We start from the raw sequence: 15,112 nt of genomic DNA on the forward strand, positions 1-15,112 counted from the left end.
AAGGGCTGCCGGATCATGGGTCAGATCACACTTCAGGACGTGCAGAAATCCTTCGGCCCCGTGCACATCATCAAGGGCGCAGACCTCGAGATTGCCGACGGCTCCTTCGTGGTGTTCGTAGGTCCCTCAGGCTGCGGCAAGACCACGCTCTTGCGGCTGATCGCGGGGCTCGAGGACGTCTCGGGCGGAAAGATCCTGATCGACGGCAAGAACGTGGTCGACACGCCGCCCGCCAAGCGCGGGCTGTCAATGGTGTTCCAGTCCTATGCGCTCTATCCGCATATGAGCGTGCGCGGCAACATCGGCTTCGGCCTGAAGATGGCGGGTCTTTCCAAGGACGAGACCAACCGCAAGGTCGAGGCCGCCGCCGCGACGCTGAACCTCACGCCCTATCTCGACCGTAAGCCGCGCGAGCTCTCCGGCGGCCAGCGCCAGCGCGTCGCGATCGGGCGTGCCATCGTCCGCGAGCCCAAGGCGTTTTTATTCGACGAGCCGCTCTCCAACCTCGACGCGGCGCTGCGCGTCCAGATGCGCATCGAGGTGACGCGGCTCCAGAAGCAGCTCGGCACTACCGCGATCTATGTCACCCACGACCAGGTTGAGGCCATGACCATGGCCGACAAGATCGTGGTGCTCAACGGCGGTAAGATCGAGCAATACGGCTCGCCGCTGGAGCTCTACGAGAGGCCGGCTAATCTCTTCGTCGCCGGCTTCATCGGTTCGCCGAAGATGAACTTCGTCACCGGCGAGCACGCCCTGCAGAAGGGCGCGGCGACGATCGGGGTGCGGCCGGAGCATCTCAAGATCGAACGCGACGGTGCCGGCGGCTGGCAGGGAACGATCGCGGTGGCCGAGCACCTCGGCAGCGACACCTTCCTTTATGTCGATGCCGGACAGCTCGGCATGCTGACGGCGCGCTACATCGGTGAATTGAGCCTGCATGCCGGCGATCATGTGTCGCTGGTGCCGGAGCCCGCGCGCATCCATCGCTTCGACGCGAGCGGCAACGCCATTCGGAACTGACAAGAAACGGCAAGAAGCGGAAGAGCAACATGTACCTGGAAAAGTTCAAGCTGAACGGCAAGACCGCGTTCATCACCGGCGGCGGGCAGGGGATCGGGCTCGCCTGCGCCGAAGCGCTGGCTGAAGCCGGCGCCAGGGTCGTCATCGGCGATCGTGACAGCAAGGTCGCGGACAGCGCGAAAGCCAGCCTGAGGGCGAAGGGCTTCGACGCCGAGACGGCGATCATGGATGTCACCGACACCAAGCGCGTGGCGGAGGTGGCGAGCGACCTCGTCGCGCGCCACGGCAAGGTGGACATCCTCGTCAACAACGCCGGCATCGCCCGCAGCGAGACGCCCGCGGAGACCGTGACCGACGAGCACTGGCTCAACGTCATTGACGTCAATCTCAACGGCACCTTCTGGTGCTGCCGCGAGTTCGGCAAGCACATGCTCAATGCCAGGAGCGGCGCCATCGTTAATGTCGGATCGATGTCCGGCTTCATCGTCAACAAGCCGCAGGAGCAGTGCTTCTACAATGCGTCCAAGGCCGGCGTGCATCATCTGACGAAATCGCTCGCCGCCGAATGGGGCACGCGTGGCATCCGCGTCAACGCGGTGGCGCCGACTTATATCGAGACGCCGCTCAACGCCTTCGTGAAAAGCAATCCGAGAATGTACGACGCCTGGATCGGTGGAACCCCGATGGCACGGATGGGGCAGGTCGATGAGATCGCTTCCGTCGTGCTGTTCCTGGCCTCCGAAGCCGCGAGCCTGATGACCGGCAGCATCGTGCTGGTGGATGGCGGCTACACTTGCTGGTAGGCTTGCGTCAAAACTGACGAGAGCTTCCGGGGGCGACAATGCCGCGAGCGTATATCGGCATCGATGTAGGGACCACGAGCACGCGGGCAGGGGTGTTCGACGAGGCGGGCACCTTGCTGGCGATGGCACGGCATCCGATCAGGATATGGCACGAGGCCGGCGACATCGTCGAACAATCGTCCCAGGATATCTGGGACGCTTGCACTGCGTCGGTGCGGGCCGCGATGGCGGAAGCTGCGATCGCGCCCGACAGCGTCGGCGGTATCGGTTTCGACGCCACCTGTTCCCTCGTGGTGCTCGACCGGCAAGGCGAACCGCTCACCGTCAGCGCCTCCGGCGACAGGCAGCGCAACGTCATCGTCTGGATGGATCACCGCGCCACGGCCGAGGCGCGGCTGATCAACGAAACCGGTGATGCCGTGCTGCGCTATGTCGGCGGTTCGATCTCGCCCGAGATGGAGATGCCGAAACTGCTGTGGCTGAAGCGGCACATGCGCGCGAGCTTCGATGCTGCAGGGCACTTCTTCGATCTGGCGGATTACCTGACCTGGCGCGCAACCGGCTCGCTTCAGCGCTCGACCTGCACGGTCACCTGCAAATGGAACTATCTCGCCCACGACGGCGGCGGCTGGAGCGCGCCATTCTTCAAGCGCATCGGCCTGTCGGATTTCGTCAACGAGAAATACGCCCGGATCGGCACCGAGATCGTCGCCCCCGGTACGCGCCTGGGCGCAGGTCTCTCCCGCACTGCCGCGGCCGATCTCGGCCTGTCAGCGGGCACACCGGTCGGAGCGTCCCTGATCGACGCGCATGCAGGCGGCATCGGGGCGATCGGCGGGCGCGATGAATCGGACGGCGCGACAGATGTCTCCGACCGTCTCGCCTACATCATGGGAACGTCGGCCTGCATCATGGCGACGACGAAAGAACCGTGCTTCGTGCCGGGCGTGTGGGGTCCTTACTATTCCGGCATGGTGCCGAATTTCTGGCTCAACGAGGGCGGGCAGTCGGCTGCGGGCGCTGCGATCGACCATCTTCTCAAGTCGCATCCTGGCCACGCCGAGGCGAGCGCGGCGGCGCGCAGCGAGGGCCTCGACCTCATCGAGTTCCTCGAGCGCCGCATCATCGCGCGCGCAGGCGGCGCCAGCCGTGCCGCGCTGCTGGCCAGCGACGTCCATGTACTTCCTGAATTCATCGGCAACCGCTCGCCCTACGCCGACCCTGACACGCGCGCGGTGATCGCCGGCCTCGATCTCGACACCGGCATCGCCTCGATGGAACGGCTGTTCGTCGCCGGTCTGTGCGGGCTCGCCTATGGGCTTGCCGAGGTGATCGAGGCCTTTGCCGCGCATGGCGTCCATTCCGGCATCATGATCATGGGCGGCGGCGCCAGCCGCAGTCCGCTGGTGCGGCAGGTCATGGCGGACACCACCGGCCTCACGGTCGCGCTGCCGCAGACCAAAGAACCCGTGCTGCTCGGCGCTGCCATGCTCGGCGCAGTCGCCGGCGGCGCCTATGCCTCGATCGGCGAGACCATGGCAAAGATGTCGGCGCTGGGACGCAAGAGCGAGCCGACCACGCCCGACATCGCCGCCTTTCACGCCCGCAAGCGCGAGGTCTACAAGCTGCTGCGCGAGGTCGATCGCGGCAGCCGCGTCGCGATGCGCGACATCGCGGGAGGTTGAGACGGATGCTGATTTCCTGCGGCGATGCGCTGATCGATTTCGTTCCGACGCGAAACACCGACGGGCGCGAAGCGGTGATGCCGGCGGTCGGAGGCTCCTGCCTCAACGTCGCAATCGGCATGGCGCGGCTTGGCGCGTCGACCGGCTTTGTCGGCGGGATCTCGACGGACATGTTCGGGCGCATGATCGCCGAGCACGCCGCTGCATCCAATGTCGAGCTCGCGCTCGCCACAAGCAGCGAACACCAGACCACGCTCGCTTTCGTTCGTATCGTCGCGGGCGAGTCGCATTACGCGTTCTACGATGCCGAGACGGCGGCGCGGAACTGGGTCTACCAGCGCGGCTCCATTCCCTTCGACGCGGTCGAAGTTCTCCACGTCGGCTCGACCACACTTGTTAACGACCAGGGCGCGACCGAGACCAAGGCCCTGATCGCGGACGCGCGGTCGTCCTCGACAATCTCCTTTGATCCGAACTGCCGACCCAACCTCGTGAAGGGCAAACCGGCTTATCTCGCGCGCATGACCGCGTTTGCGGCCAGCGCCGATCTCATCAAGATGTCGGACGTCGATTTTGCCTATTTGTTCGGCGACGAGCCATATCACCAGCGTGCGAGCACGCTGCTCGCGGGGGGCGCGAGCCTGGTCGTCATCACCCGTGGCGACAGCGGCGCGATCGCGTGGCATGCGGGGGCAGGGCAGATCGAGGTCGCCGCGCCCAAAGTCGTGGTCGCCGACACCATCGGCGCGGGCGACAGTTTTCAGGCGGCGTTGTTGTTCGCCCTGCACAAGCAGGGACGTCTCCCTCGACAGCAATTGAAGGATATCGGCGCAGACGAGCTTCGCCGTGCACTGTTCTTTGCCGCCAATTGCGCCGGTCTCACCTGCACCCGTCGCGGTGCCGATCCGCCCTGGAGCCATGAGGTCACCTGGAGCTGGTAGCTAGGGCAGACCTCGCCGCACTTCCGAGTTGTTTCGGTGGCCAGCGGCCATGCGCAAGCCGAAATGGACAGGATCGGTGCACGCTGGCAAGGTCCGCGCATCCTGAAGCGAGCCGGTCCTTCCATGAACGATGATCTCTGTTTCTTGTCCGCCACCGAATTGCGCGCGAGCATCGACCGCAAGGAGGTCTCCCCCGTCGAACTCGTCAGCGCGGTGCTCGCCCGTGCCGAGGCGCTCCAGCCTGAGCTGAACTGCTTCATCACGATCTGCGGCGATGAGGCGCTTGCCGCCGCGCGCAAAGCCGAGCGCAAGGTGATGGCCGGCGAGCCGCTCGGCCAGCTGCACGGCATCCCCGTCACCGTCAAGGACATCGTCAACACCAGGGGCGTCAAGACCACTTTCGGCGCCATTCCCTACAAGGACAATGTTCCGAACGAGGATGCCGTCGCGGTTGCAAGGCTGCGCGCGCAAGGCGCGATCCTGATCGGCAAGACCACGACGCCCGAATTCGGCAGCAAGTGCCTGACCGACTCGCCGCTGTTCGGCCGCACCCGCAATGCGTGGAGCGCCGAGCGCTCGCCGGGCGGCTCCAGCGGCGGCGCGGCGGTGGCGGTGGCGAGCGGCATCGCGCCGCTTGCGATCGCGACCGATGGCGGCGGCTCGACGCGGATTCCCGCCGCCTGCAACGGCGTGGTCGGGCTGAAGCAGAGCAACGGCGTAATCCCGCACAGCCAGGCGCTGGACGCGTTCGGCAACCAGACCTATGTCACGCCGATGACGCGGACCGTCGCCGACACCGCGTTGATGATGCAGGCGATGGCCGGCGAGGATTCTTGCGATCCCTGGTCGATCGGCGTTCCCGTGCCCGACTTCATCGGCGCGGCCGCCCCGCGCGGCGATCTGCGTGGGCAGAAAATCCTGTACTGCCTGTCGCCGCCCGGACGCCCTGTCTCTGCCGATGTCGCAGCCGGCTTCAAGGCCAGCCTCGATCGGCTCGCGGGCCTGGGTGCCGAGCTCGAGGAATTTTCGGGCGAGGGGTTCGACATCGAGCCGATCTGGCGCGCCATCAATCACACGGTCTGGCGCACGCGCTTTGCCAAACTCGCGGCCGAGCATGGGGACGCGCTGAGCGAGGCCTTCCTCAAGCAGCTTGCGCTTGCCACCGACGTCAGCGGCGTCGCCTATCAGGAGGCGATGTTCGCGCGCACGGCGCTGTTCCGCCGGGTGCAATCCCTGCTTGCGCGCGGGCATCTGCTGGCGATGCCAACCATCACCCGCACCGCCCTGCCGATCGATCAGGACCTGTTCGGCACCATCGAGATCGACGGCAAGCACTTTGACAGCGTCCGGCCGCACTGGTTCCCCTGGACCATGCCGTTCAACATGACCGGACACCCCGCGATCAGCCTGCCCTGCGGCTTCGGCCGCGACGGCCTGCCGATCGGATTGCAACTCGTCGGCCGCTTCCGCGCTGATGCGGACTTGCTGCGCGTGAGCGAGCTGTTCGAGGCCTCGCAAGGCCTTCTGTCCCGCTGGCCCGGTTGAGCAGATGGGGATGCAGCAAAGCACTTGCCTCCGGTGCCCGGACATGTTGATCGTCCAACGGATGACCCCTGAATCCGAGCGCGCATGAGCGTATTTGTCCTCCGACGTCTGCTGACCTTGCTGGCGACGCTGGTCGGCGCATCCGTGATCATTTTCCTGGTGCTGGATGCTCTCCCTGGCAACGCTGCGCAGATGCTGATGGGCGCCGATGCCTCGCCAGATGCGGTCCGTGCGCTCACGGTGAAGCTCGGCCTCGACCAGCCGCTGGCGGTTCGCTATTTGCAATGGGTCAAGGGGCTGCTCGTCGGCGATCTCGGCAACTCCTATGTCTACGGTACGCCGGTTGCCGCTTTGATCGCGGAGCGGCTGGTGCTGACCATTCCGCTCGCAATAATGTCCATGCTGATCACGGTGACGCTGGCGCTGTCGGCCGGCATCTACACCGCCGCCAACCACAACAAGCTCGGCGACGTCGGCGTGATGTCGCTGACGCAGGTGGGGATCGCGTTGCCGAATTTCTGGTTCGCGATCCTGCTGGTGCTGTTGTTCTCGGTGCGGCTGCAATGGCTGTCCGCGGGCGGCTTTCCCGGTTGGGAGGACGGCATCTGGCCCGGCATCAAATCGCTGCTGCTGCCGGCAGTGTCGCTGGCGGTGGTGCAGGCCGCGATCCTCGCACGCGTCACGCGCTCGGCGGTGCTGGAAGTGCTGCGTGAAGACTTCGTCCGCACGGCGCGCGCGAAGGGCCTCGGCAAGCGCGAGGTGCTGTGGAAACACGTGCTGCGCAACGCCATGATCCCCGTGATGACCGTGATGGGCCTGCAATTCGCCAATCTGCTCGCCGGCACCATCGTGATCGAGAACGTGTTCTACCTGCCGGGGCTCGGCCGCCTGATCTTCCAGTCGATCGCCAACCGCGACCTCATCGTGGTGCGCAACTGCGTGATGCTGCTCGCGACCATGGTCGTCATCGTCAATTTCGTGGTCGACGTGCTCTATGCCTTCGTCGATCCCCGCATCAAGGTCCACGATCTGTGAGCGCGCCGCTGACCACCCTCATCGACGCGCCGGCCATGGCGCGCCCTCTGCCGGCCCGGACCTTCTGGCGCCGAGCGCTGCGTCATCGCAGCTTTGTGCTCGGTGGTGCGCTGAGCTTGCTGGTGCTCGCCTCGGCGCTGCTGTCGCTGGTGTGGACGCCCTGGTCGCCCTACGAGATCGACATCGCGTCAAAGCTCCGGCTGCCCTCGGCCGCGCACTGGCTCGGTACCGACGTCTTCGGCCGCGACATCGTCTCGCTGCTGCTCGCCGGCGCCCGCTCCACCATCATGGTCGGCATCATCGCGGTCAGCATCGGTCTCACCTTCGGCGTCTGTCTCGGCCTGATCGCGTCGGCCAGGCGCGGCTGGACCGAGGAGATCATCATGCGCTTCTCCGATTTCACCTTCGCCTTTCCGGCCGTGCTGTCCGCCATCATGCTCGCCGCGGTCGTGGGGCCCGGCATGGTGACCTCGATCGTGGCCATCGGCATCTTCCAGATCCCGACGCTGATCCGGCTGACGCGCGGCTCGGCCAACGCGATCTGGGCGCGCGAATTTGTGCTGGCCGCGCGCGCGGCAGGCAAGGGCAAGTTTCGCATCACCATCGAGCACGTGCTGCCGAACATCCTGTCGATCGTGATCGTGCAGGCGACAATCCAGTTTGCACTCGCGATTCTTGCCGAGGCCGCCTTGTCCTATCTCGGTCTCGGCACGCAGCCTCCGCAGCCGTCCTGGGGACGGATGCTGAACGACGCGCAGACGCTGCTGTTCCAGTCGCCGATGCTCGCGGTCTATCCGGGCGCTGCGATCGCGATCGCGGTGCTCGGCCTCAATCTGCTCGGCGACGGACTGCGCGATCTGCTCGATCCACGACTGGCGCGGGAGCGATGACGATGGGCGAGCGCTCGACCATGCCGTTGATCGAGGTCGAAAATCTCGGCGTGCGCCTCAACACCAGCCGCGGGCCGGCACGGGCCGTGCGCGGCGTCAGCTTCGCCCTGAAGCGCAGCGAGACGCTCGGGCTTGTCGGCGAATCCGGCTGCGGCAAGTCGGTGACGGCGTTGTCGCTGATGGGGCTGCTGCCGGACAGCGCGTCCGTCACCGGCAGCATCAAGCTGGATGGAGGCGAACTCGCTGGATTGTCGGACGCGGACTATTGTCGCTTGCGCGGCAACCGCATCAGCATGATCTTCCAGGAGCCGATGACCGCGCTCAACCCGATGCACACGATCGGCCATCAGGTCGCCGAGCCGCTGCGGCGTCACAAGAAATATTCGGCATCGCAGGCGCGCAAGGAAGCGATTGCCTTGCTCGACCGCGTCGGGCTGCCTGATCCGGCAAGGCGCGTCGACGCCTATCCGCACCAGTTTTCCGGCGGCCAGCGTCAGCGCGTCACGATTGCGATGGCGCTCGCCTGCGAGCCGGACCTTCTGATCGCGGACGAGCCGACCACGGCGCTCGACGTCACCATCCAGGGCCAGATCCTCGACCTCATCGCCGATCTCGTCGAGGAGCGCGGCATGTCGATGATCCTGATCTCGCACGATCTCGGCGTCATCGCCGAGAACGTGCAACGCATGATGGTGATGTACGGCGGCACGATCATCGAGAGCGGGCCGACCGACGAAGTGTTCCGCCGGATGGGCCATCCTTATACGCAGGGCCTGTTCCGCGCCCGACCGAAACTCGGCGCACGCAAGGGAACGCGGCTGACGACGATATCGGGCTCGGTGCCGGAGCTCGCCGATCTGCCTTCCGGTTGCACCTTTGCCGATCGCTGTCCGCTCGTGATCGAGCAGTGCCGGGCTGCGCTTCCACCGATGGTGGACGTCGGACCCGGCCACTTCGTGCGCTGCATCCGGACGGACGTCTCCATGGCCGAACGCGTCGGAGCGCTGACCGCATGAGCACGGCGCCTCTTCTCGACGTGAAGGATCTCGAGCAGCGCTACACGCTGCCGCGCGAAAGCGTGTTTCGCCCGCCGGGGCAGGTGCGCGCGCTCAACGGTGTGAGCGTGCGGGTCGACGCCGGCAAGAGCCTCGGCATCGTCGGCGAGTCCGGTTCAGGCAAGTCGACCTTTGCGCGTGTGGTGATGGCGCTGGAACGGCCGACATCGGGGCAGGTCGCGCTGCTCGGCCGCGACCTCAACCGCATCTCCGCTGGCGAGCTGCGCCGCGCCCGCCGCGATTTCCAGATGGTGTTCCAGGATCCCTACGGATCGCTGGACCCACGCCAGACCATCGCGCGCGTCGTTGCCGAACCGCTCACTGTGCTGGAAGACGCCGACCGGAATACGTTCCGCGAGCGCGTCTCCGCAGCGCTGCGGCAGGTGGGGCTGCGCGATGCCGACATGGAGAAATATCCGCACGAATTCTCCGGCGGCCAGCGCCAGCGCATCGCTATTGCGCGCGCGCTGATCACCCAGCCGAAGCTGATCGTTGCCGACGAGCCGGTCTCCGCGCTCGACGTTTCCGTGCAGGCGCAAGTCTTGAATCTGATGCAGGACCTCCAGGAACAGTTCGGCCTCAGCTACGTCCTGATCAGTCACGACCTCGCCGTCGTCGACTATCTCTGCGACGAGGTCGCGGTGATGTATCTCGGCCGCATCGTCGAGCAGGGCAGGCCAGAGGATTTGTTCGAGCGCTGCGCCCATCCCTACACGCGGGCACTGCTGGACGCCGTGCCGCGGGTGCGCGCCGGTGGCGGCCGGCGCCGGCGCGGGGCCCAGGCGATCGCCTCGCAATCGGCGGCGGCGACCGGGTGCCCCTATGTCCCGCGATGCGCGCTCGCCGACCAGCATTGCCGCGAGGTTCTGCCTGAGCTACGCAAGGTGGGCGAGACGCATCTGGCCGCCTGCCATAAGGCGGAAGCCGTGATGGCGTTGCCGCAATTGCCCGTGGAAGGTTAGCGTCCGCGGCGGGATTGGCGTAGGCTTGAGACGAGACAAGGCCGGGGAGTTACGCATGTTCAGGAAACTATCGATCGTCGCATTCGCCGCCGCGCTTGCCGCGGCTCCGTTGCCGGTGCTGGCGCAGTCCAAGAAGGACAGCGTCGTCATGGCGATGGCGCTGGAGCCGCCCGGGCTCGATCCCACCAATGCCGCCGCCGCCGCGATCGCCGAGGTCACGCTCTACAACATCTATGAGACCCTGACGAAGATCAACGAGGACGGCACCACGTCGCCCCTGCTGGCGGAGAGCTGGACCGCATCGCCCGATCTGAAGACCTATACGTTCAAGCTGCGCAAGGGCGTCAAGTTCCACAATGGCGAGCCGTTCGACTCCGCGGCCGTGAAATTCTCGTTCGAGCGCAATGCCGTCGCCACCAGCACCAACAAGGACAAGAGCCTGTTCCAGAGCTTCGAGAAGGTCGATGCGCCCGACGCCGATACGGTCGTGATCAGCCTGAAGAATTCCGAGCCGAACCTGCCGTTCCTGCTGGGGCAGGCGAGCGGCTCGATCGTCGAGCCGAAGAGCGCTGCCACCAATATCACGCAGCCGGTCGGGACCGGGCCCTTTCAGCTCGGTGCGTGGGCCAAGGGCTCCTCGATGACCCTGACCAAATGGGCCGACTATCGCAACGCCGCCGCGATCAAGCTCTCGAAGGTGACGGTCCGCTTCATCTCCGATCCGTCGGCGCAGACGGCCGCGTTGCTGTCGGGCGACGTCGACGCGTTTCCCCGGGTGTCGGCCCAGCGCACCATCGCGCAGTTCAAGGCCGATCCGCGCTTCAACGTTATGGTCGGCGGCTCCAGGGCGAAGACCATCGTCGGCATCAATCATCGCAAGAAGCCGCTCGACGATGTTCGCGTGCGCCGTGCGATCCTCGCCGCGATCGATCGCAAGGCGATGATCGACGGCGCGGTCGATGGCTTTGGCACGCCGATCGGCAGCTTCTACGTCCCGACCGCGCTCGGCTACGTCGAGACCACAGGCATCAACCCGTTCGATCCCGAGAAAGCCAAGAAGCTGCTCGCCGAGGCCGGAATCACCACGCCGCTCGAGCTGTCGCTGAAGCTGCCGCCGCCGTCCTACGCGCGGCAGGGCGGCGAGATCCTCGCAGCCCAGCTCGCCAAGGTCGGCATCATCGCCAAGATCGAGAACGTCGAATGGGCGCAATGGCTGTCGCAGGTATTCGCCGGCAATGGTCCGCACAATTTCGACCTCACCATCGTCAGCCATGTCGAGCCGTTCGATCTCGTCAAGATCACCGAGCCGGACTACTATCTCGGCTACAACAACGACGCCTTCAACGCGCTCTACAAGCAGATCGTGTCGACGCCGGATGAAGCCGCCCGTGTCAAGCTTCTCGGCGACGCCCAGCGGATGCTGGCAACCGACGCGGTCTCCGGCTATCTGTACCAGCCGCAGCTGATCACCATCACCAACAAGAAGCTGAAAGGCGTCTGGAAGGACGTGCCGCAGTACGAGAACGATTTCTCGACATGGGCGTGGGAGTAGGTCGCGCAGGTCGATTGCGCGATGTCGGTGACGATCTCTCCCACCGGCAGAGATCGTCACAACACCGGTCCAAACAAAAAACCTGAAAAACAACCCCATGCACAGTAGCCGAGGGTAGTTGTTTCAATGACTTGCGCGGCACGCCATCGAATGGCTTCGCGTAGCGCGATGCCGTTGACGCGTCGGGCAAAACACTGGCATGATGGCATCGTCGCAGAACTCGTCGGCCGCCGTCGCCACCACATGCCAGGTCTGCCCGGACGAGGTGAAGATCTGACCGGCCGTCTCGATTGCGAGCAAACCTTGCAGGCGCGTCATCGCCAAGACCTCGTGGCCAGGCAGACCAAAACCAACCTTGGTCTTCCAAGCAGCGTCTCTCGCTTCTTTCCCGCTGAATCACAACAGACCGTCTGTCTCACGTCAGTCTGAGCCGGAGCGCCGCAGTTGAACGCGCCGCCCGGCATCTGCTGCGGCAATCCCGTAGTCACACGATGGTCATCGGTTAGCTTTCGTCAACCAACTCGAACAAGGATGCAGGGCGTTTTATTAATCCTTTGCTTGCGGGAGCAAACATGCGTCTGAGCGTTAAGATTTGCCTACTTGGAATCGTTTCCCTCCTTGTGCTGCTTCTAATGGCGCAGGCATGGATGGCACTTTCCCGCGCGGCAGCGCTAAATGCGAATGCGGAAGACCTTGCCACCAATTGGTTGCCTGCGACGAAAGCGCTGGGTGACGTCAAGTATTGGTCGACACGCGGCCGGGTCGCCGGCAGCCGCCTGATCGTGACCACCGACCCGTTGCAGCGCAGAACTACAGAAGGGCAGCTCTCGCAATATATGGCTAATGCCGAGAAGGCCGCGAAGGTCTATGAGGCTACCATCGTATCGCCTCAGGAAAGGGCGCTTTGGGATAAGTTCCAGCAAAAGTCAGGTTTCTATAAGAATGAGCAGGATCGCATCCTGATGCTGGCCGCGAGTGATCCGGCCAAGGCGATAAGCGACTACAATGGCTTGGGGAGTGCAGCGTTCAGTGAGGCGCAGAACGCCATCGACGCCGTTGTCGAATTCAATGAGAAGGGTGCCGCTCAGGCCGTTTCAGAGGCACGCGGCAGCTATTCGCTCGCAAAACTGGTGACGTTCACGGTCGGGGGCGTCGCACTCTTGATGGGTCTCGTCGCTGCATGCTTTGTGTTGATGTGGGTGACTTCGCCGCTCCAGCGGCTGAACGGCACGATGCGGACTATCGCCGACGGGAACCTCGACACCGAAGTCGTATATACGACGCGCAACGACGAAATCGGCGACATGGCCAAGGCACTCCTCGTTTTCAGGGAGAACGGCCTGCGCGTGCGCCGGATGGAGGATGAGCAAAAGGCCAACGAGCAGGCGGAAGCAAGGCGTCGCAAGCTGGAAATGGAGAAGCTTGCCAACGAGTTCGAGCACGCTGTCGGCGAGATCGTGGACGCCGTGGCGTCCGCTTCTACCGAGCTGGAAGCCTCAGCCAACACGTTGACCCATTCCGCGACACGTGCTCAGGAGGTCACCACGACCGTTGCCGCCGCGTCCGAGCAGGCTTCTGCCAACGTCCAGTCGGTTGCGAGCGCAACGGAAGAACTGTCGACGTCGGTCAACGAAATCGGCCGGCAGGTTCAGGAATCGGCGCGGATGGCTGGCGAAGCCGTCGGCCAGGCCCGCAACACAATGAACCAGGTCAGCGAGCTGTCGCGGGCCTCGACCCGCATTGGCGACGTGGTTGAGCTCATCAACACGATCGCCGGACAGACCAACCTGCTGGCGCTGAATGCAACGATCGAGGCAGCGCGGGCCGGCGATGCGGGCCGCGGCTTTGCAGTGGTTGCCTCCGAGGTGAAGGCGTTGGCCGAGCAGACCGCGCGGGCAACCGGCGACATCGGACAGCAGATCACCAGCATTCAGGCCGCAACGCAGGAATCCGTCACGGCGATCAAAAGTATCAGCGGTACGATCGAACGACTTTCTGAAATTTCGTCGACCATTGCGGCAGCGGTGGAGGAACAGGGCGCCGCCACTCAGGAGATCGCGCGCAATGTCCAGCAGGCGTCCCAGGGCACTCAGCAGGTTTCCTCCAACATCGTCGACGTTCAGAGGGGGGCGACGGAGACGGGCGGGGCGTCCAGCCAGGTGCTGTCCTCGGCGCAATCACTGTCCTCCGACAGCAACAGGCTGAAAGCTCAGGTACAGCGGTTCCTCTCCACCGTACGCGCCGCCTGATCTGAAAAGCAACGGGCGCCTGGTGAACGCCAGGCGCCATCCCGTTCTCTCCAGTATCGATTGTCCAAGATGTCGAACGTCACAACCTTGCACCTTAGCGAGCCTGTGTTGAAACAGCGTCTCATCGCAGCCGATCTCATTGCGCAAAGCAAGGAGACCAGGGAAAAGAGGGCAAAATTTGCACAGTGCTTCGCCGAACTGGAATCGACCATCGAAGCGTTGAACGGTGCGAAGCGGCACGGCTATCGCATGCGCTTTCGGCGGCTTCAGAGGGAGCTGAAAGCTGCCCTCGAGGAGCTGGTGCTGTTGGAGAAGCAGCTCTGCGACGTTCGCCGATACGTCGCGCGCCAAGCCGTGGCCGAAACGAAGGGGCCGCTTTCACCGGCTTTCTTTGAGCTTTCGGAGGTCGCTAGGCAAAATTCCATAAGCTCTTTTGAATGATCGGCTGAAGTGGGTCAGGTCCGAAAATCCCCAGCCGAGAGCGATGTCACTGACTGAACGGTGTATTTGTCTCGGGTCTTCCAGCGCGTGGCGGCATCGAGCCAGTCGCTTGGTTTGGACGAGCCGCATGAGTGAGCTGCCCTGCGTTCCGAGCAATCTGTTGGCTTGGCGAACGCTAATTCCGACACGTTCGGCGATTCGCTCCGGCGTGAGGTCGGTATTCTGCAATCTCGCGTCGATGGCGCGGTGAATGTGCCAGACAAGGCGTGATTTGCTTGCCGGAAGTTGCGTTGGTCTATCGACCGCGTTCCCGAGGGAGAGCGCAATCAAGTCGATTGCCTGCGTCGAGATGGTTTCCTCGCTTGTCCTATCGAGTGTACCGCTCAGCTGTTCCAGCTTGGCTGCAAAGAATAGGGTTAGGCGCTCCTGCGGACCCAACGGAGCGATGCGGCAAGCCGCAATATCGAAGTTCTTACCGAGCCTTGCTTCAAGTTCCGTTCGCGGAACTTTGATGATGAGCGTGGACGACTGATCGAGAAAGTGCATCGTGTGGGCGAGCCGCGGGTCCACACACGCGAGTGAGCCTGCGTCCAAGGACACCCTGCGATCGCTTTGTTCCAGCAGGATTCGACCAGCGAGCAAACAGAATAACAGGACTTCGCTGGGGTCCGAGCGGGCCGCATGCCGGTTTGTGGAAGCGACCTGAATCTCGGAGTTACGTGATCTAACCAGGCCGAGCGACCCAACGCGTCCGACCGACAGCTCTGCGTTGAAACCGTCGCGAGAGGAAATCGAGGAGTCGTGGTCGGCGATCCGCTCGCGCGTGGCAGCTTGCCAATAGTCGAAACGGTCCCGCGGATGCACGTCTGCGGTGGAGAATGCGACCTCCATAAATCTCCTCCCAATTCCCCGTTGGCCGATGGATTGGACC

14 protein-coding genes are annotated in these 15,112 nt (G+C 64.3%); 12 read left to right on the top strand and 2 right to left on the bottom strand.

The genetic code is table 11. From position 1 onward, the window contains the following. Positions 1–15 precede the first annotated feature (15 nt). The 10 genes from IVB41_RS17200 to IVB41_RS17245 all read left to right on the top strand — a co-directional run bounded on the left by IVB41_RS17200 (position 16) and on the right by IVB41_RS17245 (position 11,491). Positions 16–1,023 carry an ABC transporter ATP-binding protein gene (locus IVB41_RS17200; protein WP_027569197.1) on the top strand — a complete coding sequence of 336 codons (1,008 nt, stop codon included), beginning with the start codon at positions 16–18 and terminating at the stop codon, positions 1,021–1,023. A 29-nt stretch (positions 1,024–1,052) separates the two neighbouring features. Further along, positions 1,053–1,826: an SDR family NAD(P)-dependent oxidoreductase gene (locus tag IVB41_RS17205; protein ID WP_247288935.1), complete on the top strand. Its 774-nt coding sequence runs from the start codon at positions 1,053–1,055 to the stop codon at positions 1,824–1,826. A 38-nt stretch (positions 1,827–1,864) separates the two neighbouring features. Next, complete coding sequence (locus IVB41_RS17210) at positions 1,865–3,511, top strand: FGGY-family carbohydrate kinase (protein WP_247359786.1); 1,647 nt, start codon at positions 1,865–1,867, stop codon at positions 3,509–3,511. Positions 3,512–3,516: 5 nt separating this feature from the next. Beyond that, positions 3,517–4,452, top strand: coding sequence for a carbohydrate kinase (locus tag IVB41_RS17215; protein WP_247433097.1), 936 nt, complete (start codon positions 3,517–3,519; stop codon positions 4,450–4,452). Positions 4,453–4,575: 123 nt separating this feature from the next. Continuing rightward, on the top strand, positions 4,576–5,997 hold the full coding sequence (locus IVB41_RS17220) for an amidase (RefSeq protein ID WP_247433100.1): 1,422 nt from the start codon (positions 4,576–4,578) through the stop codon (positions 5,995–5,997). Between the two features lie 84 nt (positions 5,998–6,081). Continuing rightward, the gene (locus IVB41_RS17225) at positions 6,082–7,032 is read left to right on the top strand and encodes an ABC transporter permease (protein ID WP_247288940.1); all 951 of its coding nucleotides are present in this window, start codon (positions 6,082–6,084) and stop codon (positions 7,030–7,032) included. Next, a complete protein-coding gene (locus IVB41_RS17230; RefSeq protein WP_247433105.1) occupies positions 7,029–7,922 on the top strand; it encodes an ABC transporter permease in 894 nt (297 codons plus the stop codon). The genes IVB41_RS17225 and IVB41_RS17230 overlap by 4 nt, the downstream gene beginning before the upstream one ends. A 2-nt stretch (positions 7,923–7,924) precedes the next feature. Further along, on the top strand, positions 7,925–8,938 hold the full coding sequence (locus IVB41_RS17235) for an ABC transporter ATP-binding protein (RefSeq protein ID WP_247433109.1): 1,014 nt from the start codon (positions 7,925–7,927) through the stop codon (positions 8,936–8,938). Continuing rightward, positions 8,935–9,939: an ABC transporter ATP-binding protein gene (locus IVB41_RS17240; protein ID WP_247433112.1), complete on the top strand. Its 1,005-nt coding sequence runs from the start codon at positions 8,935–8,937 to the stop codon at positions 9,937–9,939. Before IVB41_RS17235 ends, IVB41_RS17240 begins: the two co-directional genes overlap by 4 nt. 55 nt (positions 9,940–9,994) lie before the next feature. After that, positions 9,995–11,491: an ABC transporter substrate-binding protein gene (locus tag IVB41_RS17245; RefSeq protein ID WP_247433115.1), complete on the top strand. Its 1,497-nt coding sequence runs from the start codon at positions 9,995–9,997 to the stop codon at positions 11,489–11,491. Between the two features lie 123 nt (positions 11,492–11,614). Here the strand turns inward: IVB41_RS17245 and IVB41_RS17250 are convergent, their stop codons facing one another. Further along, on the bottom strand, positions 11,615–11,809 hold the full coding sequence (locus IVB41_RS17250) for a hypothetical protein (protein ID WP_027569207.1): 195 nt from the start codon (positions 11,807–11,809) through the stop codon (positions 11,615–11,617). Between the two features lie 254 nt (positions 11,810–12,063). On the opposite strand from IVB41_RS17250, the gene IVB41_RS17255 reads away from it, so the two are divergent. Beyond that, positions 12,064–13,740 (top strand): methyl-accepting chemotaxis protein, encoded by a 1,677-nt coding sequence (locus tag IVB41_RS17255; protein WP_247433118.1) that lies wholly within the window; start codon positions 12,064–12,066, stop codon positions 13,738–13,740. Between the two features lie 69 nt (positions 13,741–13,809). Next, entirely contained in the window at positions 13,810–14,181 is a 372-nt protein-coding gene (locus IVB41_RS17260; protein WP_247433121.1) for a hypothetical protein, read from the top strand. Here IVB41_RS17260 and IVB41_RS17265 read toward each other — a convergent pair. Further along, the gene (locus IVB41_RS17265) at positions 14,119–15,072 is read right to left on the bottom strand and encodes a helix-turn-helix domain-containing protein (RefSeq protein WP_247433125.1); all 954 of its coding nucleotides are present in this window, start codon (positions 15,070–15,072) and stop codon (positions 14,119–14,121) included. The two genes, IVB41_RS17260 and IVB41_RS17265, sit on opposite strands and share 63 nt — an antisense overlap. Positions 15,073–15,112: the final 40 nt, after the last annotated feature.

The organism is Bradyrhizobium sp. 44, assembly GCF_023073095.1.
Classification (GTDB): domain Bacteria; phylum Pseudomonadota; class Alphaproteobacteria; order Rhizobiales; family Xanthobacteraceae; genus Bradyrhizobium.

Coding starts and splice junctions, on each gene's coding strand:
- IVB41_RS17200 (WP_027569197.1), top strand. CDS start 16: ATGGGTCAGATCACACTTCAGGACGTGCAGAAATCCTTCGGCCCCGTG.
- IVB41_RS17205 (WP_247288935.1), top strand. CDS start 1,053: ATGTACCTGGAAAAGTTCAAGCTGAACGGCAAGACCGCGTTCATCACC.
- IVB41_RS17210 (WP_247359786.1), top strand. CDS start 1,865: ATGCCGCGAGCGTATATCGGCATCGATGTAGGGACCACGAGCACGCGG.
- IVB41_RS17215 (WP_247433097.1), top strand. CDS start 3,517: ATGCTGATTTCCTGCGGCGATGCGCTGATCGATTTCGTTCCGACGCGA.
- IVB41_RS17220 (WP_247433100.1), top strand. CDS start 4,576: ATGAACGATGATCTCTGTTTCTTGTCCGCCACCGAATTGCGCGCGAGC.
- IVB41_RS17225 (WP_247288940.1), top strand. CDS start 6,082: ATGAGCGTATTTGTCCTCCGACGTCTGCTGACCTTGCTGGCGACGCTG.
- IVB41_RS17235 (WP_247433109.1), top strand. CDS start 7,925: ATGGGCGAGCGCTCGACCATGCCGTTGATCGAGGTCGAAAATCTCGGC.
- IVB41_RS17240 (WP_247433112.1), top strand. CDS start 8,935: ATGAGCACGGCGCCTCTTCTCGACGTGAAGGATCTCGAGCAGCGCTAC.
- IVB41_RS17245 (WP_247433115.1), top strand. CDS start 9,995: ATGTTCAGGAAACTATCGATCGTCGCATTCGCCGCCGCGCTTGCCGCG.
- IVB41_RS17250 (WP_027569207.1), bottom strand. CDS start 11,809: ATGACGCGCCTGCAAGGTTTGCTCGCAATCGAGACGGCCGGTCAGATC.
- IVB41_RS17255 (WP_247433118.1), top strand. CDS start 12,064: ATGCGTCTGAGCGTTAAGATTTGCCTACTTGGAATCGTTTCCCTCCTT.
- IVB41_RS17260 (WP_247433121.1), top strand. CDS start 13,810: ATGTCGAACGTCACAACCTTGCACCTTAGCGAGCCTGTGTTGAAACAG.
- IVB41_RS17265 (WP_247433125.1), bottom strand. CDS start 15,072: ATGGAGGTCGCATTCTCCACCGCAGACGTGCATCCGCGGGACCGTTTC.